General features: G+C 67.3%; 16 protein-coding genes. 11 read left to right on the top strand and 5 right to left on the bottom strand.

From position 1 onward, the window contains the following. On the bottom strand, nt 1-1545 hold the full coding sequence (locus CR105_RS24105) for a glycoside hydrolase family 10-like protein (protein WP_099792986.1): 1545 nt from the start codon (nt 1543-1545) through the stop codon (nt 1-3). A gap of 100 nt (nt 1546-1645) precedes the next feature. On the opposite strand from CR105_RS24105, the gene CR105_RS24110 reads away from it, so the two are divergent. Both CR105_RS24110 and CR105_RS24115 read left to right on the top strand, forming a co-directional pair. Then, nucleotides 1646-2854 (top strand): AGE family epimerase/isomerase, encoded by a 1209-nt coding sequence (locus CR105_RS24110; RefSeq protein WP_099792988.1) that lies wholly within the window; start codon nt 1646-1648, stop codon nt 2852-2854. After that, on the top strand, nt 2851-3840 hold the full coding sequence (locus tag CR105_RS24115) for a carbohydrate kinase family protein (protein ID WP_099792990.1): 990 nt from the start codon (nt 2851-2853) through the stop codon (nt 3838-3840). Before CR105_RS24110 ends, CR105_RS24115 begins: the two co-directional genes overlap by 4 nt. On the opposite strand, the gene CR105_RS24120 is transcribed toward CR105_RS24115, so the two are convergent. After that, nucleotides 3837-4556: an N-acetylmannosamine-6-phosphate 2-epimerase gene (locus tag CR105_RS24120; RefSeq protein ID WP_099792992.1), complete on the bottom strand. Its 720-nt coding sequence runs from the start codon at nt 4554-4556 to the stop codon at nt 3837-3839. The genes CR105_RS24115 and CR105_RS24120 overlap by 4 nt on opposite strands. Beyond that, a complete protein-coding gene (locus CR105_RS24125) occupies nt 4553-5323 on the bottom strand; it encodes a GntR family transcriptional regulator (protein WP_180288300.1) in 771 nt (256 codons plus the stop codon). Before CR105_RS24125 ends, CR105_RS24120 begins: the two co-directional genes overlap by 4 nt. 261 nt (nt 5324-5584) lie before the next feature. On the opposite strand from CR105_RS24125, the gene CR105_RS24130 reads away from it, so the two are divergent. The 9 genes from CR105_RS24130 to CR105_RS24170 are packed head-to-tail and all read left to right on the top strand — an operon-like array spanning nt 5585 to nt 16980. Next, the gene (locus CR105_RS24130) at nt 5585-6868 is read left to right on the top strand and encodes an ABC transporter substrate-binding protein (RefSeq protein WP_099792996.1); all 1284 of its coding nucleotides are present in this window, start codon (nt 5585-5587) and stop codon (nt 6866-6868) included. Further along, on the top strand, nt 6865-7758 hold the full coding sequence (locus CR105_RS24135; RefSeq protein WP_131021770.1) for an ROK family protein: 894 nt from the start codon (nt 6865-6867) through the stop codon (nt 7756-7758). Before CR105_RS24130 ends, CR105_RS24135 begins: the two co-directional genes overlap by 4 nt. Continuing rightward, nucleotides 7755-8633 (top strand): carbohydrate ABC transporter permease, encoded by an 879-nt coding sequence (locus tag CR105_RS24140; RefSeq protein WP_099793000.1) that lies wholly within the window; start codon nt 7755-7757, stop codon nt 8631-8633. Before CR105_RS24135 ends, CR105_RS24140 begins: the two co-directional genes overlap by 4 nt. Nucleotide 8634: 1 nt before the next feature. Beyond that, complete coding sequence (locus tag CR105_RS24145) at nt 8635-9474, top strand: carbohydrate ABC transporter permease (RefSeq protein ID WP_099793002.1); 840 nt, start codon at nt 8635-8637, stop codon at nt 9472-9474. Next, nucleotides 9471-11930 (top strand): glycoside hydrolase family 38 N-terminal domain-containing protein, encoded by a 2460-nt coding sequence (locus CR105_RS24150; RefSeq protein WP_099793004.1) that lies wholly within the window; start codon nt 9471-9473, stop codon nt 11928-11930. Before CR105_RS24145 ends, CR105_RS24150 begins: the two co-directional genes overlap by 4 nt. Continuing rightward, nucleotides 11927-13417 carry a DUF4127 family protein gene (locus CR105_RS24155; protein WP_099793006.1) on the top strand — a complete coding sequence of 497 codons (1491 nt, stop codon included), beginning with the start codon at nt 11927-11929 and terminating at the stop codon, nt 13415-13417. The genes CR105_RS24150 and CR105_RS24155 overlap by 4 nt, the downstream gene beginning before the upstream one ends. Continuing rightward, entirely contained in the window at nt 13414-15024 is a 1611-nt protein-coding gene (locus tag CR105_RS24160) for an FAD-dependent oxidoreductase (protein ID WP_099793008.1), read from the top strand. Before CR105_RS24155 ends, CR105_RS24160 begins: the two co-directional genes overlap by 4 nt. 10 nt (nt 15025-15034) lie before the next feature. Beyond that, nucleotides 15035-16108 (top strand): ABC transporter ATP-binding protein, encoded by a 1074-nt coding sequence (locus tag CR105_RS24165; protein ID WP_099793009.1) that lies wholly within the window; start codon nt 15035-15037, stop codon nt 16106-16108. A 2-nt stretch (nt 16109-16110) separates the two neighbouring features. Continuing rightward, nucleotides 16111-16980 carry an aldose 1-epimerase family protein gene (locus CR105_RS24170; RefSeq protein WP_099793011.1) on the top strand — a complete coding sequence of 290 codons (870 nt, stop codon included), beginning with the start codon at nt 16111-16113 and terminating at the stop codon, nt 16978-16980. Here the strand turns inward: CR105_RS24170 and CR105_RS24175 are convergent. Continuing rightward, entirely contained in the window at nt 16977-18209 is a 1233-nt protein-coding gene (locus CR105_RS24175; protein ID WP_131021769.1) for a cyanophycinase, read from the bottom strand. The two genes, CR105_RS24170 and CR105_RS24175, sit on opposite strands and share 4 nt — an antisense overlap. Before the next feature lie 96 nt (nt 18210-18305). Continuing rightward, nucleotides 18306-21056: a TonB-dependent receptor gene (locus CR105_RS24180; RefSeq protein ID WP_099793013.1), complete on the bottom strand. Its 2751-nt coding sequence runs from the start codon at nt 21054-21056 to the stop codon at nt 18306-18308. Nucleotides 21057-21070: the final 14 nt, after the last annotated feature.

Genomic DNA, 21070 nt, shown 5'->3' on the forward strand with positions numbered 1-21070 from the left:
TCATTGCTGTGTGAACATTCTGACGGGCCGCTCGCCGCGTCTTTCCCGCAACAGCTCGACCTGCGTGTAGCGGCCTGGCAGGCGCACCTGGCGCACCCCCGCCGCCAGCAGGTCGAGCGAGCGCCACGCCTGGCCGTCGTGGCCAATCAGCCGGTAGCGTCCGGCCGGCATGGCTGGCACGCGCCACTGCACCGATCCTTCCCGGCTGGCGTTGGCGCGAGCGTGCAACTGCTGCAGCGGCACCGACGGCTGGCGCCAGCGCGGGCCGAAAAACGGGTGCGCCGCAGCGCCGCTATCGCGATAGAAGGCGGTCAACTGGCCTGCATACAGATCGGTCACACCGCGGCTGTACCACAGCACGTGCCCGCCGTTGCCCATGCTGCGGGTCAGTTCGATCGACTGGCGCAGCTGGTCCCAGCTCGAATCCGGGCCGTCTCCGACGATGCGGATGCCGGCTACCAGGTCGCGCTGGCGGTCGCCACCGGTGGCGCGCACTGCTGCCGCCTGGTCGCGCCAGGTCTGGGCAAACGCGGCGTAGCTATTGCGGTAGGCCTGCGGGATGAACTCGTCCCAGCGTGGCGCGCTGGCGGTGCCGGCGCTGCCGCCGGCGCTCCAGCCGCTCCAGCGCGGCCAGTCGAGCAGGTAGTGCTCCCACGCCCACGGATGCACGGCCGGACTGAGCGAAATGAGCAGGCTTGGGCGGCGCGCGCGCAGTTCGCGCACGAACTGCTGCGCAAAGGCGTCGACCTTGTCGGCGCGCCAGCGCATCCATTCGGCGTCGCGAAAGTCGTCCGGCGGCTGGCGTCCATCGTGCTCGCCGGCGTACACTTTGCGCGTGTAGTCGTCATAGCCCATCGTCACATACGGCCAGACGATGCGGTCGTCGAGCTGGATGCCGTCGATGTCGTACTTGTCGACTGCCTCGAGCACCAGATCGAGCAGGAAGCGGCGCGCCTCGGGGTGCAGTGGGTTCATCCATACAAAGCCGTTCGGCGCCACTTCATTGCCGGCGATGTCGCGACTGAGCCACTCCGGCTTTTGTCGGCGCAGATGGTTTATCGTGTCTTTATAGGCGGCCATGAAGCCGTACTCGAACCAGGAGACATAAATGAGGCCGTTGCGGTGCGCCTCGATCAGGGTCTCCTGCAGCAGGTCGCGCGCCGGGGCCTGGCGCTGCGCCAGCGTGTCGCTCGGATCCTGCGGCATCGGCGCCGGGCGCTGGCGCACGCCGATGGTTTTTTCCAGTACGTCCGACGGGAACTGGGTGTAGCCGTTCTTCCAACTCTCGACGTACACGGTGTTCAGGCCGATGTCGCGCAGGCGCCGCATGGTGGCGGCGCTGGCGGCAGGCGACGCGATGGCGCCGTTCGCCGTGGTGGTGACCCAGGTGCCGCGCACCTCTGCGGCAGGGGTGGAAAGGGTGGCAGGCGCGGCGCCGGCCAGCGCCGGCAACGCCAGCGTCACGGCCAGCGTCAAGGCGGCATGCGCCAGCTTCAACGAATGGCTCGGGCGCTGCGGCGCCGTACCACGACTTACAGTTGGCATAGATTCCTTTTTGATAAACTAGACCTTTGGTGCAAAATAATAGTACCATTGGATCAGAAAAATGAAATGCTTTTTTCGTTCCGACCCACTTGCCGACGCCATGACCCTGATTCCTACCATGCCCGATTTCGCCAGCACCGCCTTCCTTGACCAGCACATGCGCGACATCATGGCGTTCTACGACGGCCGTTGCGTCGATCCTGCCGGCGGCTTCTTCCATTTCTTCCGCGACGACGGTAGCGTCTACGACCGCCGCACGCGCCACCTCGTCAGCAGCACGCGCTTCGTCGTCAACTACGCGCGCGCGGCGCGCCACTGGCAGCGGGCCGACTACCTGGAGCTGGTGCGCCACGGCCTCGATTTTATCGAGCAGGTCCACTGGCAAAGCGCCACCGGCGGCTACGCCTGGCTGCTTGAAGACGGCAAGCCAGTCGACGCCACCAACCATTGCTACGGCCTGGCGTTCGTCATCCTCGCCTACGCCGAAGCGCTGAAGGCCGGCGTGGCCGGCGCCGCCGAAGGGCTGGCGCGCGCCAACGCCTTATTGGTCGAGCGCTTCTGGTCCGAGCAGCACGGCCTGCTGGCCGACGAATACGACGCCACCTTCACCACCTTGTCGCCGTACCGCGGCCAGAACGCCAACATGCACGGCTGCGAAGCGCTGATCAGCGCCTTCGAAGCGAGCGGCGACGAAGCCTACCTGACGCGCGCCGTGCGCATCGCCGACGGCGTCACCGCCGGCCTGGCCGCACAATCGGATGGCCTGGTCTGGGAACACTACGACAGCAACTGGCGCGTCGACTGGGACTACAACCGCGACGATCCGCGCCACCTGTTCCGCCCATGGGGCTTCCAGCCTGGCCACCAGACCGAGTGGAGCAAGCTGCTGCTCACCTTGCACCGCTACCGTCCCGACGCGGCGATGGCCGCGCGCGCGAAGATGCTGTTCGAGCGCGCGGTGACCACCGCCTGGGATAGCGAGCGCGGAGGCCTGTACTACGGCTTCGCTGCCGACGCCAGCATCTGCGACAGCGACAAGTACTTCTGGGTCCAGGCCGAAAGCCTGGCCGCCGCTGCGCTGCTAGACGAACAATTCCCCGGTCAAGGCTTCGACGGCTGGTACGACCGCTTGTGGCAGTACAGCTGGACGCACCTGGTCGACCATCGCTACGGCGCCTGGTACCGCATCCTCGACGAGAACAACCGCAAGTACGGCGACGAAAAGAGCCCGGCCGGCAAAACCGATTACCACACGTATGGCGCCTGCGCCGAAGTGCTCGAGTCGCTGCGCCGGCAGGGCCGCGCATGACGCGCGCCCCGAAGGCGTTGCTGGCGTTCGGCGAAGTGCTGATCGACCTGCTGCAGGACCCGGCCGACGGTGCGCTATACCACCGCAACGCCGGCGGCGCGCCGGCCAACGTGGCGGTCGGCTTCGCCCGCCTTGGCGGCGCCGCCAGCTTCATGGGCATGCTCTCGACCGACGCGTTCGGCCGCTTCCTGCACGACGCCATGACCGGCAACGGTGTCGACATGCGCTACGCGCGCACTACGCACGATGCCAACACGGCCTTGGCGGTGGTATCGCTGGCGGCCGATGGCGAGCGCAGTTTCGGCTTCTACCGCCCGCCTGCGGCCGACCTGCTGTTTACCACGGCCGACATCGACGGCGCCGCGCTGGCCGACGCGCCCTGGCTGCACCTGTGCTCGAACAGCCTGACCGATGAACCGGTGCGCGGCGCCACGCTGGCGCTGCTCGACCATGCGGCCACCGCCACCTGCCCGATCAGTTTCGACGTCAACTGGCGTCCTTCGTTGTGGCAGGCCGGCAGCGAGCGCGCCGGCAGCCGGGCGCGTGTGCATGCCCTGCTGCCGCGCGCCCACCTGTTAAAACTGAGCGCGGAAGAGTGGCGCTGGCTGGCCGGCGGCGACGCCGATGCAAGCGCCGAATCGGACGATGAAGCCCTGTGCGCACACTGCTTCGCTGGCGTGACGGCGATCATCGTCGTCACCGACGGCGCCCAGCCGGTGCGCACGCGCTTGCGCGGCGGCGGCTGGACGGCGCATCCGCTGCAGCCTGTCGCCGTCGTCGACAGCACTGCCGCCGGCGACGCCTTCGTCGCTGGACTGCTGACGCGCCTGGCCGCCACCGGCGCCGGGCCGGACGACCTGCCGGCCACGCTCGGCGACGCCACGCTGCTGGCAGCGCACATCATGTTCGCCGCGCGCTGCGGCGCGTTCGCCTGCGGCCTTTACGGCGCCTTCGACGCCCTGCCGATGCTCAGTGACCTGACTTAGCGCGCCGGTGAGGCGTGCGCCGGCGCAGCGGTCATGGCGGCGGCAAACCACTGCGTCACCAGTTCGGTGCGGGTAATCGCCGTGCCGACGGTGACGGCCCAGGCGCCGGCTGCGCGCGCCAGCACAACGTCGGCCGGGGTATGGATGCGACCTTCGGCCATCACCCGCGGTACTTGCGCGGCCAATGCGGCGATCAGATCGAAGTCGGCGGCATCGGGAACAGCGCCGCCAGTGTAGCCGGACAAGGTGGTGCCGATGATGTCGAAGCCGAGCGCGTGCGCGGCCAGAGCGTCCTCCTCGCACGAGCAATCGGCCATCGCCCAGGCGCCGCCTGCGCGGATCGCCGCCAGCAGATCGGCCAGCGCCACCGGACGTGGGCGCGCGGTGGCGTCGACGGCGACGATGTCGGCGCCGGCGGCGATCAGCGCATCGACGTCGGCGATGAAGGGCGTGATGCGCACGGGCGAATCGTCAAGGTCGTACTTGACGATGCCGATGATCGGCACGTTCACTTGGGAGCGCACGGCGGCTAGCCGCTCCGCGCCTTCGATGCGGATGGCGCCGGCGCCGCCGACCACCGCCGCCATCGCAAAGCGGGCAACGATGTCATGCCGGTCGAGCGGGCCATCGTCGATCGGCTGGCACGACACCACCAGCCGTGCGGCCATCTGGCGGTCCAGTGCAGCGAGCGTATCGAACGCGCGGCGACGCGTCATGGCGCCGCCTCGTCGTTGTCGCTGCCTGCGGCCGGGCGCAGCACGCTCACCTCGAAGCGATAGCGGTCCGCGCGGTACAGGCTCTTGCCGTATTCGAAGATCTGGCCGTTGCTGGTGGTGACCTGGCGTTCGACCAGCAGGGCCGGGCTGAACGGCGCGACGTCGAGCAGGTCGGCCTCGTCTTCATTGAGCACGGTCGCGTGAATCTGCTGCGTGGCGGACTTGATATGCAGGTTGTAATTGCGTTCGATCAGTTCATACAAAGAATGGGTCGCCAGCAGGCTCGGATCGAAATCGGGCAAGGCGTCCTTGACGAGAAACACCGTTTCGAGCGCCATCGGCTCGTCGTTGGCGAAGCGCAGGCGCCGAATTTCGTAAGCCGGCGCGCCTGGCACCATCTTCAGTTTCTGCGCCAGCTTGGCGCCGACCTTGACGATGCGGGTCGACAGCACTTCGCTCGACGGCGTCAGGCCGCGTTCGCGCATGTCTTCGGAAAACGAGATCAGCTGGAACTGCTTGACCAGCGCCTGGCCGGAGACGAAGGTGCCGGCGCCTTGCTTACGCTGCAGCAGGCCGTCCTTTTCCAGCTCGCGCAGGCTGCGCCGCAGCGTTTCGCGCGCCACGCCAAGTCGTTCGCTCAGCTCGCGCTCGGACGGCAGACGCACGCCCTCGCCGTTTTGCTGGATCAGGCCAAGCAGGTTCTGCTTGAGCATGTCGCGCTTTTGCGCGCGGTCCGGTTTGTCGGCTGGCTTTTCCGCTTTGTCCACTTGTTTGCTCTCCCGGCGGGACGCCGTCATGGCTGATGATGGTTGGGCTGATATGTCTGGTCCATTCTATCACCGACATTTTGATTAAACTAGACCATTGGGCGAGAATTAATCGGCAATTTTTGCAAAAAATGGAATTTTCTCGTTCGCCGGAAAAAAATCCTGCATAAAATTATACCATTGGTATATTATTGATCCAGTCGGCGCCTGCATGCGGTTCCTTCTCCGCCTTTTATCCACTTCAGCCACGCGTTCAGGCCCATGTTCAAGCGACGTTTCCCAGCTGCCGAGTCTTGCCTGCGCGCCGGCGCCATGCTGCTCATCGCCGCCGCCATCACATGTCCAGCGGCAGCGGCGACGTCGCAGCGCCAGACCGTCCAGTTCTGGACCATGCAGCTGTCGCCCTTCAACGATGCCTACGTGCTTGGCGTGATCGCCGCGTTCGAAAAAGCCCATCCGAGCGTGACGATCCGCTGGACCGACGTGCCGTGGGCCGAAATGGAGCGTAAGACGCTCGCCGCGCTGGCGGCGAAATCGGCGCCCGACGTCGTCAACCTCAATCCCCAGTTTGCCGCCAAGCTGGCCGAATTCGGCGCGCTGGCCCAGCCGGAAGCTTATCTGTCGGCCGACCAGGTGGCCGCCTTCCTGCCTGCCGTGTGGCGCGCCAACCGCCTCGATGGCAAAACCTTCGCCCTGCCCTGGTACCTCAACACCAACGTGACGTTATATAACCGTCCGATGCTGGACAAGGCCGGCGTCGCCGTGCCGGCCAACCTCGACGAACTGCTCGGCGCTGCACGCCAGCTCAAGGCGCGCAGCGGCAGCTACGCCTATTTCCCCGCGCTCGACGCCAGCAGTCCGCTCGAGGCGCTCGTCGCGATGGGCAATCCGTTGCTCGACGCCAGCGGCTGCCGTGCCGGCTTCATTACCGCCGGCGGCGAACGCGTGTTCAACGTCTACCGCAGCCTGTACCAGGATGGCCTGGTGCCGAAGAACGTCGTCACCGAAGGCCACCGCAAGGCCGTCGAGATGTTCTTGTCGGGCCAGGTGGCGATGGTCAGCACCGGCATGCAGTTCCTCGGCTATATAAAGAACAGCAATCCCGGCATGTACAGCCAGATCGGCGTGGCCGGCCAGATCGGCGCCGGCGGCGGGCCGGCCAGCATCGCGGCGATGAACGTGGCAGTGATGGAGCGCTCGGCCGTCAAGCCGGCCGCTTTTGCCTTCGCCCAGTTCCTCACCAACCCACAAAACCAGACCGAGCTGGCCAGGCGCGTGCCGGTGCTGCCGTCGACGTCGGCCAGCTACGACGACGCGTTTTTCCGCCAGCCGCTGGCCGACCCTTTGCTGAACCGGGCGCGCCAGCTGTCGGTCGAGCAGGTGCGCCGCGGCGAAGTGCTGGTGCCGCCGCTGCGCAAGTACAGCAAGCTGCGCATCAGTTATGCGCGCAACCTGCAGTCGGCGATGCTGGGGGCGAAGACGGCGCCGCAGGCGCTGGCCGATGTCGGCCGCGAGTGGCAGGCCGTGCTCGGGTGCGCGCGATGAGCCGCGTGTGCCTGGCCGTCGATGTCGGCGGCACCAAGATCGCCGCTGCGCTGGTTGACGCCACTGGCGCCGTGCTGGCGTCGGCGCGCCGCCCGAGCGAGCCGGCGCGCGGCGGCGCTGCCGTGCTGGCCGACATGATCGCCTGCATGGATGGCATCGAGCGCCGCGGCCATGACCTGGTGGCAGTCGGTGTCTCGGCCGCCGGCGTGATCGATCCGCGCGCCGGCGTGGTGGCCGACGCCACCGACGTCATGCCGGGCTGGAAAGGCCAGCGCCTGGCAGATGCCTGCGCCACGTGCTTCGGCGTGCCCGTCGCCTGCGCCAACGATGTCCACAGCGCCCTTGCCGGTGAACTGTGGCGCAATGAGGCGCTGGCCGGCGTGCGCGGCGCGGTTGTCATGCTCGCCCTCGGCACAGGCCTGGGCGGCGCCATCGCCGTCGACGGGCGCCTGTTGGCCGGCGCGCATTTCATCGCCGGCCACTTCGGCCGCACGCTCGTGCAGCACAACGGCGGCGCGGTTACGCTCGACAGCCTGGTCTCGGGCACCGGTTTGTCCAACTTGTATCGCGAACTGGCGCACGCCGAGGCCGACGGCCCCGCCGTGCTGGCGCGCGCCGGCGCCGGCGAAGCAGCAGCTGCCGCCGCGCTGTCTGCCTGGCTCGATTACCTGGCGATGACGCTGCATAACATCTACTGGATGCTGGATCCAACACTGCTGATCATCGGCGGCGGCGTCATCGACAGCCGCGCGCACTGGTGGAGTGAGCTCGAAGCGCGGTTGGCTGGCCTGGGCGGCGGTCCGCGCCTGGCGCCCGCCATCCTCGGCAGCGACGCCGGCGTCATCGGCGCGGCGCGCCTGGCGTGGCAATCGGTAGAGGCGCGCGCATGACACTGTTCCGCCGCCGGCTCGACCATCCGATGCTGCCCTACCTGTTCCTGATTCCCGCCTGCTCGATCCTTGGCATGTTCGTCATTTATCCGGCGCTCGAAGCGATCATGCTCAGTTTTACCGACTTCAACATGATCACCTCGCCGTCGTGGGTCGGCCTGGCCAACTACCGCGCGCTGTGGCGCGACCCGTTCTTCTGGTCGGCGCTACGCAATACCTTGCTGTACCTGATCGTGGTGGTGCCGGCGCTGGTGCTGCTGCCGATCTTCCTCGCGCTGCTGGTCAACCGCGCCATCCCCGGCATTACCTTGTTCCGCGCGGCCCTGTACCTGCCGGCCATCACCTCGCTGGTCATCAGCGGCTTAATCTGGAAATGGGTCTACGAAGAAAAGGGCATCCTCAATTACCTCTTGATCGCCAGCGGCATCACCGACAATCCGGTGGCCTTCCTGACCGATCCGAATAACGCCCTGTTCAGCGTGATGGCGGTGACGGTATGGAGCGGCATGGGCTACTACATGGTCATCTACCTGGCCGGCCTGCAGTCGATCCCGCGCCACCTGTACGAAGTGGCCGAAGTCGAGGGCGTCAGCGCCTGGCAGCAGACATGGCACATCACCATCCCGCTACTGCGCCCGTCGGTGGCGGTGGTGACGGTGATGTCGTCGATCTCCGCCATGAAGGTGTTCGAGGAAGTCTACGTGATGACGCAGGGCGGGCCGCTCGACTCGAGCAAGACGCTGGTGTTTTATATCTACCAGTCGGCGTTCGAGGACTTCGAGATGGGCTACGCGTCGGCGATCGGCGTGGTGCTGTTCGCGATCACGCTGGTGTTTTCACTGATTAACCTGCGCATCCTCGGCAGGAAAGGCTGAGATGGCAACCTTCAAGCAAACCGCCGCTGCCGGCGCCGCCCTGCGCTACCTGGCGCTGGCGGCCGTCACCTTGCTCACCATCGGCCCGTTTCTGTGGTTGCTGTCGACGTCACTCAAACCGGCGGCCGACAATATCTTCGCCTATCCGCCGCAGTGGATGCCGTCGGCGCCGACGCTGGAGAACTACCGGCGCGTATTCGAGGCGCAGCCGTTTCTGCTGTACCTGAAAAACAGCCTGATCGTCGCCGCGCTGTCGGTGTTTTGCAACCTGCTGTTTTCGTCACTGGCGGCCTATCCGCTGGCGCGCATGCAGTTTCGCGGCAAGGGCCTGATCTTCGGCGTGCTGCTCGCGTCGATGATGGTGCCGTTCCAGCTACTGATGATTCCGGTCTACCAGCTGGCCATCTGGCTCGGCCTGCAGAACAGCTACCTTGGCTTGGTGCTGCCGCATGCCTGCACCGCGTTCGGCATTTTCTTCATGCGCCAGGCGTTTTCCACCTTGCCGATGGCGCTAGAAGAGTCGGCGCTGATGGAAGGCGTGTCGCGCCTGCAGATCTGGCGCTACGTGCTGCTGCCGCTGGTCAAACCGTCGCTGGCGACGCTCGCCGTATTCAGCTTCATTGCTGTGTGGGGCGACTTCCTGTGGCCGCTGATCATCATCGACCAGCCGCATTTGTTCACCTTGCCGCTCGGGGTAAACCGGCTATCGAGCACATTCTCGCTGGACTGGCGCCTGGTCGCCGCCGGCGCCGTATTCTCGGTGCTGCCGATACTGCTGTTCTTCGGCTTCACCCAGCAGTACTTCATCGAAGGCGCATTAAAAGGAGCAGTCAAGCAATGACGCAGCACGAACAAGTTGGCCAGGCGCCGCCGATACCAGTCAGCGTGGTCGTCCAGACGCACTGGGACCGCGAATGGTATTTGCCGCACCAGAGCTTCATCGCGCGCATGCTGCGGGTGGTCGAATCAATCGTCTGCCAGCTCGAAGCCGGGCAGCTCGACAGCTTCCTGTTCGACGGCCAGACCGCCGCCATGGAAGACCTGTTCGAGCACGCCGAAGCGCCGCTCGCGGCGCGCGTGCGCCAGTTGGCTGCGGATGGCCGCATCGTGCTTGGGCCCTGGTATGTGATGGCCGACGAATTTCTCGCCAGCGGCGAAGCGCTGCTGCGCAACCTCGAGCTGGGCATGCGCGACGCCGCGGCGCTGGGCAGCTGCCAGAAAGTCGGCTACCTGCCCGACACCTTCGGCCACGTCAGCCAGATGCCGCAAATGCTGGCCACCGCCGGCATCGGCAGCGCGGTGCTATGGCGCGGCGCCGACGCCGAGCATGCCGAATTCGACTGGGTCGGCCTCGACGGCACCGTCACGCCCACCATTTTCCTCACCGAGGGGTATTACCAGCATCCGTTCAACGTCGACAACTGGGAGCAGGCGCTCGACACTTACCTGGCGCAGATAGCGCCGCGCAGCCTGTCCGGGCAGCTGCTGCTCACCCAGGGCGGCGACCACCTGCTCTCGCGCGCCGACCTGGGCGAGCGCATCGCCGTCTTCAACGCCGGCCAGTCCGGCTACCGCCTGGCCCAGTCGACGCTGGCCGCGTTTGTCGACAGCGCCGTGGCCGCCAGCGCCGGACGGCGCAGCCGCATCGATGGTGAGTTGCGGCGCAACCGGCAAGCGTTCGTGCTGCCCGATGTGCTGTCGACGCGGCGCTACCTCAAGCGCCTGAACCAGCAGGCCGAAGACCGCCTGCTCGGCGCGATCGAACCGCTGTTCGCCCAGCTCGACGTGCCGCTACCGGCTGCGTACCTCGAAAAGTGCTGGCGCATCCTGATCCAGCAGCAGGCGCACGACTCGATCTGCGGCTGCAGTGTCGACGCCGTCCACGACGAGATGCGCACCCGCTACACCCTGCTCGACCAGCGCTTCGACGCGCTGCTCGAGCGCGCCCAGGCCGACGCCGGCATGATCGCCCTCGCCCACGCCGATGGCCACGCCGACGGGCCGTTTGCCGATTTCGCCAGCTTCACGTTGTTCAATCCGCAGCCGCACCATATCGACGGCTGGCGTACCTACAGCCTGTTCCTCAAGGGCGAACGTGCCACCGGCCTGGCGATCGTGCGCGACGACGGCGCCGCGCTCGAGGCGGTAGTGATCGACGCGCTGGCGCACAGCGAACTGCGCTCGCCGCTGGACGATTTTCCCGACCCGGTGCACGGCTGGCGCTACGAGGTGGCGATCCGCACGGTACTGCGCGGGCTGCAGGCGCTGGCCTGCACGGCGGCACCTGCCGCTACGGCGCCGCAGGTGGACGCAACGGCGTCGGCGATTGAGAACGACAGCGTCAGGCTGGTCGTCGACGCCGGCGCGCTGCGCTGGACCGACAAGGCGAGCGGTCACGAAACGAACGACCCGCTTGTATTCCTGAGCGAATTCGACGCCGGCGACAGCTACAATTTTTCGCCACCGCCCGAGCAGCAACAACGTCTGCAAGACCGTTACACCTTGCTCGGCACCCGCACCGTCGGCCCGCTGCAGGAGATGACGCTGGCCATCGCCATGACACTGCCGCACTCGCTGGAGCAGCGCGGCACGCTGGTGCGCTCGAGCGGCGTGCTGCGCCTGCGGCTGTGGCAGGACCGTCCCGGCGTCGAATGCCGGCTCGACTGGGACAACCAGGCGCGCGACCAGCGTACTCGCCTGCTGATGCCGGTAGCGCCAGGCCTGGCACATACCGTCAGCGACAGCGCCTTCAGCTGGGCGCGCCGCCCGGTGGTGCTGGCCGACTATCCGAAATCGGTCACCCGCAGCGAAATGCCGGTCTGCGTCAACCCAAGCTACAGCGCCATCGAAGCGGGCGAACTGTCGTTCTGCCACCGCGCCATGCAGGAATACGAAGTGCTCGACCATGCCGGCCGGCGCTGGCTCGGCGTGACGCTGGTTCGCAGCGTCGGCTGGCTGTCGCGGCGCGACCTTGTCACCCGTGGCGTCGGGGCGGGGCCTGACCTGGCAACGCCTGGCGCCCAGTGCCTGGGCACCGAATGGTTCGATTTCCTGCTCGGCCGCCACGGCGGCGACGCCCTGCGCGAAGCGCGCCTGCTGCGTCGCCCGGCCCTGCTGCTGCGCGGTCACAGCCAGCGCTGGCGTGCTCCATTCGAGATCGACTCCGCGCTTGAGGTATCGGCAGTGCGCCCGCGCGCAGAAGGCATCGAACTGCGTGTATTCAACCCGACCGGCGCGACCGTCGGCGGCGTCAAGGCGTTCGGCATCGCCACCATTGCTGTCGGAGAGCCGGCATGAGCGTGCCGACGCGCCGCATTGCCGGCCTGCCCGTCGACGCTCGTCCGGTCGTGCGCGAACAGGTGCAGTTGCTGGTATCGAAAGCGGGATGGGATCTGGACATGCCGGCCCCCGCAAGTCTGGGCCACTTGCGCCGGCCTGCCGAGCGCGACGCCCTCGCCGCCTGGCTGGAAAACGCCGCCGCCGGCGCCGACGCGCTGGTGCTGTCGCTCGACATGCTCGTCTACGGCGGCCTGGTGCCGTCGCGCTTCATCGACGACAGCCTGGCGAACTTGTCGGACCGTCTCGATTTGCTCACCCGGCTGCGCGCCGCACACCCGCACAAGAATATCTACGCCTTCGCCGCGACGATGCGCATGTCGAACAATAACGTCAACGAAGAAGAAAAGCTGTACTGGTCCGACTACGGCATGGCGATCTGGAAGTGGTCCTACCTGAGCGACCGCCATGCGCAGCTGGGCGAACGCGCCGACGGCGACGGCGCCGAGCGGGCCGCTGCCGCGATTCCGCTGGCAGTGCGCCAGGACTACCTGGCCACGCGCGAGCGCAATCTTGCGCTGACGGTGCAGGCACTTGACCTGGTGGCCGCCGGCGTCATCGACCGCCTGGTGCTGCCGCAGGACGACACCGCCGATTTTGGCTTCAATATCGCCGAACGGCGCATGCTCGAACAACGCATCGCCGCCGCCGGCCTGGCCGATAAAGTACTGGTGTATCCTGGCGCCGACGAGGTGATGCACACCCTGTGCGCGCACCTGGTCGCAAGCGCCGACAGCACCCGCGCGCCGCTGGCGTTCTACCTTCACTGCAGCGACCCGGCCAACGTCGGTGCGCTGCGAGCCCTGTACGAAGACCGCCCGGTGCTCGACGCCGTGCGCTGCCAGGTGGTGGCCGCCGGCGCGCGCGTGTGCGAGCGGATCGACGACGCCGACATCGTGCTGGCCGTGCACACGCGCGGCGCCGGCCAGGGCGACTGGGCCATGCAGCGCCCGCTACCCGATCCGGTCGACATCGATCCGGCCTGGATCGAGGCGATGACCGCCTGGCACAGCGCCGGCCGGCCAATCGCGCTGGTCGACCTGGCGTATGCCAACGGCGCCGATCCGGCCATGCTGGGCGAGCTGGCGCAGCGCCTGCCGCTGGCCGCGCTGTCGGCCTACGCCGGCTGGAACACTGCCAGCAACAGCATCGGCAGCCTGGTGGCGCAGTGCGTGCTCGAGCGCGGCAACGCCACCGACAAGGAAATGCTGACGCTGCGCCTGCTGGAAGACTACTTGTGGCAGGCCGTGCTGCGCCAGGCAGTGCGCCTGGGCGCCACCGAGTCCGACTTCGATCCAGCGCGCCTGCGCCAGCGCGTCGACCAGGTGTTCCGCGCCCACGCCAACGCCTGGGCCGCGGCGAATGGCCTTGGCTACGAAGTGACCGACATTACGCTGCCGTGGGACCGCACGTTCGAAATCGGGCTGCGTCTGAAGAGAACCGCATGAACGATCGCATCGACACCGACATCGCCGTCATCGGCGCCAGCCTGGGCGGCGTGCTCGCTGCCTGGCAGGCTGCCAGCGCCGGCAGCGCCGTCGTGCTCACCGCCGAATTCGACTGGATCGGCGGACAGCTGACCAGCCAGGGGGTGCCACCCGACGAGCACCGCCTGATCGAGCACGGCGGCGCATCCCGCAGCTACCTGGCGATGCGGGAGGCGCTGCGCAGCCACTACCTCGAGCAGCCTGGCTTCGTCGACAACTCGGTCATGACCGAAGGCTGCAATCCTGGCGACGGCTGGGTAAGCCGGCTGTGCGTGGAACCGGCCGTCGCCGCGGCCTACCTGGAAGACCTGCTGGCGCCGCTGGCTGCCAACGGCAGCCTGCGCATCGTGCGTGGCGCGAGGCCCGTTGCAGCAAGCTGCGCGCAAGACGGCGCAGCCAAGCGCGTCACCGCGGTCACGCTGCGCGGTGCCGATGGTGCGCTGACCACCATCGCCGCCCGCTGGTTCCTCGACGCCACCGACACCGGCGCGCTGATCGACCTGGCCGGATTGCCAAGCCGCCTTGGCAAGGAAGCTCGCGCCGAATTTGGCGAAGCCGACGCGCCCGAACAGGCCGACCGGATCGACCAGCAGCCGGTGACGATGGTGATGGCGCTGCGGCGCGGCGGTGCCAACTTGCAGTTGCCCCCCGCGCCGCCGCACTACGACTTCTGGCACAGCCACGTGCTGCCGCACTACGGTTACCTGCAGCTGGGCCTCGACATCCCCGGCGCCGGCCGCGGCGAAAGCGTACGCCTGCCGCTGTTCGGCAGCGGCCAGGTGCTCGACCTGTGGCGCTACCGGCGCGTCGTCAGCGCCGCCAACTGGCGCCAGGCGCGCGCCGAGGTGTCGCTGATTAACTGGGCGCAGAACGACTACGGCCTGCAGCCGCTTCTGGAAGGGCCGATGGCCGAAGACGACGTCGTCGCCGCGGCTGCCGCCCTGTCGCTGTGTCTGTTGCACTGGCTGCGCACCGAGGCCCCACGGCACGACGGCAGCGGCGCCGGTTACCCTGACTTGGAGCTCGCGCCCGAGGTGCTCGGCACCGCCAGCGGCCTGGCGCAGCAAGTGTACGTGCGCGAGTCGCGCCGCATCATCGGCCTCGATTGCCTCAGTCAGGCCGACATCGCAGTTGCGCCCGGCCTGCCGGTCGGCCAGGCGGCCGCGCGCGAGGACAGCGTCGGTGTGGCCTGGTACAACATGGACATCCATCCGACGGTAGTGTCTGGCCACGGCGTGAATGGCCACGTGCGTCCGTTCACGCTGCCGCTTGGCAGCTTCATTGCGCGCGACTGCGTCAACCTCATCCCGGCGTGCAAGAACATCTCCGTCACCCACCTGGTCAATGCCTGCACGCGCGTCCATCCTGCCGAATGGCTGATCGGCGAAGTGGCCGGCCTGCTGGCGGTGTTCGCCGAGCGCCGCGGCGTCGCACTGGCCGCCATTCACGCCGATGCGAATCTGCGCGGCGCCTTCCAGCAAAGCCTGGACGACGCCGGCATCGTGCGCCAGTGGGACGCTGCGCTGCTGGCGCGCCTTGCGGCGCCGGCTTCCCTTAATCCTGCCTGATCGGTTTCGCATGTCCTCACTTTCCCTTCGCGGTCTTGAAAAGCGCTTCGGCGCTATCCAAACCATCCACGGCGTCGATCTCGACGTCGACGCCGGCGAGTTTGTCGTCTTCGTCGGCCCGTCGGGCTGCGGCAAATCGACCTTGCTGCGCATGATCGCCGGCCTGGAAACCTGTTCGGCCGGGCGCATCGATATTGGCGGCGTCGACGTCACGCAGGCGGCGCCCAGTGCGCGCGACGTCGCCATGGTGTTCCAGTCGTACGCGCTGTACCCGCACATGACGGTGCGGCAGAACCTCAGCTTCGGCATGCGGATGCGCAAGGTGGAACGGAAGATCATCGACGCCAAGCTGGCGCGCGCAGTCGCCATCCTTGGGCTCGAGGCCTACCTCGAGCGCAAACCAGGTGAGCTGTCGGGCGGCCAGTGCCAGCGCGTGGCGATCGGCCGCGCACTGGTGCAGGAGCCGGCCGTGTTCCTGTTCGACGAGCCGCTGTCAAACCTGGACGCGGAGCTGCGCCAGCGCATGCGCATCGAAATCGGCGCGCTGCACCGAGAGCTGGGCAAGACCATGATCTACGTCACCCATGACCAGGTCGAAGCGATGACGCTGGCCGACAAGATGGTGGTGCTGCGCGCCGGCCTGGTCGAGCAGGTCGGCCATCCGCTCGACCTGTATGCCAACCCCGTCAACCAGTTCGTCGCAGGCTTCATCGGCGCTCCGGCGATGAACATGCTGCCGGCGATGCTCGATGGCGGCGTCGCAATCCTGGCCGGCGGCGAGCGCTTTAATGTCGCTTTGGCAGCATCGACTGCGCCTGGTCCCTGCACCATCGGCGTGCGGCCGGAGCACTGGCACATCGATACCGCCGGCCCCTTGCCGGCCCGCGTCGACGCCGTCGAGCGTCTCGGCACGGCCAGCTACGTGCACGCCGCCGCCGCTGGCTGCCGCGTGTGCGTGGAGACGCGCGCGGACAGCCTGCCGCGACCAGGCGACATGGTGCGGCTGGCGCCGCAGCCAGGGATGCTGTATGTGTTCGACGCCGCCGGCCTCACCGTGTCGGCGCCAAAGCCGAGCCGCCGCTGAGCATGGACGAAGTTTTGGCGCTGGCCTGCGGCGATCTACGCTGCCTGGTCGCGCGGCGCGGCGCCGAATTGCGCAGCCTGGCTTGCGCCGGCGACGAATTCATCTGGCAGCGCGGCGCGGCGTGGACCGACAGCGCGCCGATCCTGTTCCCGGTCGTCGGCCGCCTGAAAGGCGGCGAGTACTCGCACCAGGGCGGCCGCTTCCATCTGCCGATCCACGGGTTTGCGCGCGGCGCCCTGTTCGATGTGGCAGCGCGGCGCGCCGACAGCGTCACCCTCGTACTGAGGGAAACGGAAGCGACGCTGGAGTCGTATCCATTTCGGTTCGAACTGAAGGTGTGCTTCACGCTGACGGAGCGCAGCCTGCAGGTTCGCTACGAAGTGAGCAACCCGGGTACCTCGGCGCTGCTGTTTTCGCTTGGCTCGCATCCCGGCTTGCGCCTGCCGGACAGCACGCACGGTCTGTCCGACTGGTCGCTTGAGTTCGACGGTGGCGAGATGCCCGTTTGCTTCCGGCTCGATGGGCATTTGCTGGCAGCCGCGCCTTCGCCGCTGGCGTTCGCTGCACCCGGCCGCATCGCGCTTTCGCCGTCCCTGTTCGACGCCGATGCCCTGATTTTCAAGCGCATCCGATCGCGCCAGGTGCGCCTCGTCCACAACACTGGCGGCATAAGGCTAAGCATGGATACCGGCGCCGCGCCGAGCCTGGGACTGTGGGCGCATCCCGGTGCCCCCTATGTCTGCATCGAGCCGTGGCATGGCTACGACGACGACCACGCGGTCAGCGGCGAACTGGCCGACAAGCCCGGCATCGTCAGCCTGGCGCCATGCGCGCTGTTCGCCACCGGCTACTCGCTGGAGATACCGGCCTAGCGGTCCTGATAGGTTGGCCACCCCAGCAAAACGGGACGCACGTTCAGCCGCAGCCGGTAGATGGAATAGCGCTCGGAGGTGGCGGACGCGTAGCCCACACTATCGGCGGCGCGGCTGAAGCGAAACTCGAAGCCGCTCTTCGAGCCGCGCTGCTGCGGACCGTCAAAGGCCAGTCCGATCGCCGCCGGCTGGTCGCTGTCAATCAACTTGCCCATCAGGTCGACCACCGTTGTGTTGCCGAGGATGTCGGCGCTGAACAGCGCTTCGCGGAATGACGGCTGCCCAGGATCGAGCTTGCCGGCCGTCTTGTCGGCGGACGGCGTCAACACGCCAGTGGCCAGATTGAGCCGGTCGCCGCTATCGAGGTAGCTGATCATCACGTCGACAACGTTGAAGGCTGCCTGGCGGCTGTCGACGGTGGCACGCGACAGGTCCAGCAGCAAGGCGCCCTTGTAGCCGATCACTTCGACCTCGCGCTGCGGACCGATCACCACGGCGCTGTTCTCGTCGACGCCAAGGCCGAGCCGGTAGCCCTTCTTCAGCATCACCGGCAGCATCCGTGCGAAGCGGCCGCGCACCAGCAGGTGCTGGTCGATGAACACCTCGTTGCCGGCAAAGCCGAGGCCCGGCGCGATCTCGCGGCCGTCCTCGACGCCGTTCTGCAAGGTCGCCAGCACCGACTTGGCCTCGTAGAACATGGTGCTGCTCATGATGGCAGCGCCGGCGCTCGAGCCGGCGATGACGCCGCCGCGCCGGTACAGGTCCCACAACGCGTCGAGCAGCAGCGTGTTGCTGCCGTCGGGGTTGCGCAGTGCCTGTGTGATGCGGCCCTGGTCGCCGCCGGCAAAGTAGGCGCCGCCGGCATCGCGCACCGCCGCCGCCAGAACCGGATCGTTGGCCGCCTTGTGGAAGTCGCCCGGCAGACGCGGCGCCACCGGCACCAGGAACGCCGCGGCGCCATGGCTGCTGAGCGTCTGCACCAGCCGCCCGCCCGAGCCGGCCGGATTGCCGGCAGCCGCCGGAATGACGGCGATGCGCGCGCCCACGCCGCCGGCCAGGCGAACGATGCGCTGCCACACCGGCGCGCTGTCGGCCCGCAGCGCACCGCCGATGATGACCAGGCTGCCCTTGGCAGGCGCCGCCTCGGTCGCCGCCTGGGCGGCCATGCAGGCCAGCAGCAGCGCCAGCAAGGGCAACAAGCGACGCGAAATTCGGTAGATATTGTTCATGCTTGAGTCCATAAAAAATGGGACAGGCCAGTGATGCGCCTGTCCCAACGATCGACGTGCGCGACCGACTAACTATTTAAACGCTCACTTAAACGATTATTTAAACGAGTAGTTCACGTTGACGAAGGCACTGCGCCCGCGCGGATCGGTGTAGGTCGGGTCGTACGCTGCCAGGAAGTGGAAACCCTGGTTCGAGAACGGCGGCTCGGTGTTGGCCAGGTTCAGCACGCCGACACGCACTTTCATGTTCGCGTTGACTTTCCAAACGCCCGTCATGTCCCACAGCGAATAGGCACTCACATCGCGCGCCGGCAGCAGCTTATTGGTGGCCGGATCGTACGTCGTGTTGTGGTCGGTGTAGCCGGACGAGTACTGGTTCGCCAGGGTCAGGCTGACCGGGCCGATGTCCCAGTCGAAGCTGATGCGGTGGCGCCACTTCTGGATCACCTGGTCGTTGAGGAACAGGCCCAGGTTGCTGCGCTCCGGTTCCTGCGGACCGAACTGGCGATCGTACTTGAGCACCAGCGTGCCGGTCAGGTTGGCGCCGAAGCGGCCCATGCCCGTCTGTCCGCCGCGGTAGTCGATGCCGAGGTCGAAGCCCGAGGTGTGCAGGCGGCCCTGGTTTTCCTTCGCCAGCAGGATGCTGGTGATGTAGCCGTCTTCGTCGCGCTGGATGTAGGTGCCGTTGTACTTGGCCGGATTGTCGATGATGATCTGCTCGCCGAGCGTGCTGATGACGTCGGTCTTGCGGATGTCCCAGTAGTCGACCGTGAACTTGGTCTGCGGCGTCGCCTCGAACACCGCGCCGAGCGAGAACTGGCGCGATTTTTCGGGCTTGAGATTCGGGTTGGCGCGGCGCTCGACCGGATACTGGTCGGTGCAGCCGTCGATCGTGTCGAGGCCCGTGTTGACGCAATCGCGGTCGGTCAGGAAGCTGGCGGCGCTGCCGAAGATGGTCGGACGGTTCAGGTCCGACAGCGACGGCGCGCGAAAGCCGGTGCCGGCCGACGCGCGCAGCACCAGTGCCTTAGCCGGCTGCCAGCGGGCGCCGATCTTCGGATTGGTTGTCGAACCGATCTCGCTGTAGCGGTCATGGCGCAGGGCCAGCTGCAGTTCGAACTGCTTGGTCAGCGGTGCATTCAGTTCAGTAAACACCGAGTAGACCTTGCGGCTGTCGTCGGTGGACTCGACGTCGGCCAGCGCGCCAGGCGCCAGGGTCGAGTCGCGGTCGCCGCCGATGTTATTCGACAGCAGCAGCGCCGACGGCCGGAAGCTGGTTTTCTCACTGCGCGCCTCGGCGCCGACGGCGATCGCCAGGTCGCCGCCTTGCATCGCCATCAGCGCCTTCGACAGCTTGGCGTCGATCGAGGTCGACACGCCCTTCGCCTTGCGCGCCTCGTCGTTGACACGGATGCTGCCCAGCAGGTCGCGGCCGGCCTGCGACGACGGGCCGAAGGTGTTGATCAGGCCCGAACGCACGCCGGCCTCGAATTTATCGAACAGCACGTAGCCGTCGACGTACTTGTCGACCGCGCGGTTTTCCGCGCGCGCCACGCCAAGATCGTAGTCCCAGCCGTCGACGATGCCGGTGGCGCCCAGAACCAGGCGCTGGGCGTCGCTGGTCACTTCGTTGGTGCGGTTGCCCGCTTCGGTCATGCGGTAGCGGATGCCGCTGAAGGTAGTCGGCAGGCCAGGCGCGCTCAGCGCGGCGTACTTGGGACCGAGCAGGGTCACCGGCAGGTTACGGATGCGCACCGGGTTTGGGCTGAGCACATAGCGGCTCTCGGCGCGCGACTGCACCAGCTCGGCGAACACCTGGTTGTCGCTGTTGACCTGGAAGGTGGCGCGGCCGACGAAGCCGATCTTGCTCGCTTTTGGATACAGCTCGGTGTCTTCCATGTAGTCATAGCTGCAGGCGAGCGGGCCGCCCGGGCCTTGCGGCGCGTAGACGGTGGCTGGCGGATTGCAGGCCGGCGCGCTTGGATTGAGGCGCGTGCGGGTGGTACCGGCCGGCAGCACGCCGGCGGCGATCAGCGCGTTGCGCTGGGCGGCCGAGATGTCGAAGCTGGCCGGATAGGTATTGCTCGACATCTGCGCCGGCAGGGTCGTCGCCAGCGGGCGCTCCTGGATGAACGAGCGCTGCGACGAGCGCAAGGAGCCGAGCTTTTGCACGTCGAGCACGCCGAACAGATTGAAGCGGTCGGTATCGAGCTTGCCGTAGCCGGCGCTGATGCTGGCCGTTTTCTTGCCGGCGCCGCCGTCCTGGGTGCCGGCGGCCGACGCGTTCAGTTCGACGCCGGTGTAGTCCTTGCGGGTGATGAAGTTGATCACGCCGCCGATGGCGTCGGTGCCGTAGATGGCCGAGGCGCCGTCCTTCAGGATCTCGACGCGCGCAATCGCGCCGGCCGGGATGCTGTTCAGGTCGACGCCGGAATTGTCGCCCGGAGAGGCGAAGTTGGCCAGTCGGCGGCCATTAAGCAGCACCAGCGTGGACGACACGCCGATGCCGCGCAGGTTGGCGCCGTTCATGCCGCGCTGGCCGGAGGTGCCGTCGGTGATGCTGACCGCATCCGACAGCGGCGCCGTGTTGGCGCTGATGTTCTTGAGCAGCTCGGCGGCGGTGGTGGCGCCGCTCTTGTCGATGTCTTCGCGGCGCACCACCTGCACCGGCAGCGCCGTCTCGGCGTCGAGCCGCTTGATCGAGGAGCCGGTGATCTCGACGCGCTGCATCTTCTCGTCGGCGGCGGCCGTTTGTGCCAGCGCCGGCTGCGCGCCGACGGCGAAGGCGCCGGCAAGGGCAATCGCCAGTGCGGTTTGGGCCGGCAGTTTGGTGTAATGCTGTGTCATGTGTTTCAGCTCCC

It is taken from the genome of Massilia eurypsychrophila, from assembly GCF_002760655.1.
Lineage (GTDB): Bacteria > Pseudomonadota > Gammaproteobacteria > Burkholderiales > Burkholderiaceae_D > JAFCUW01.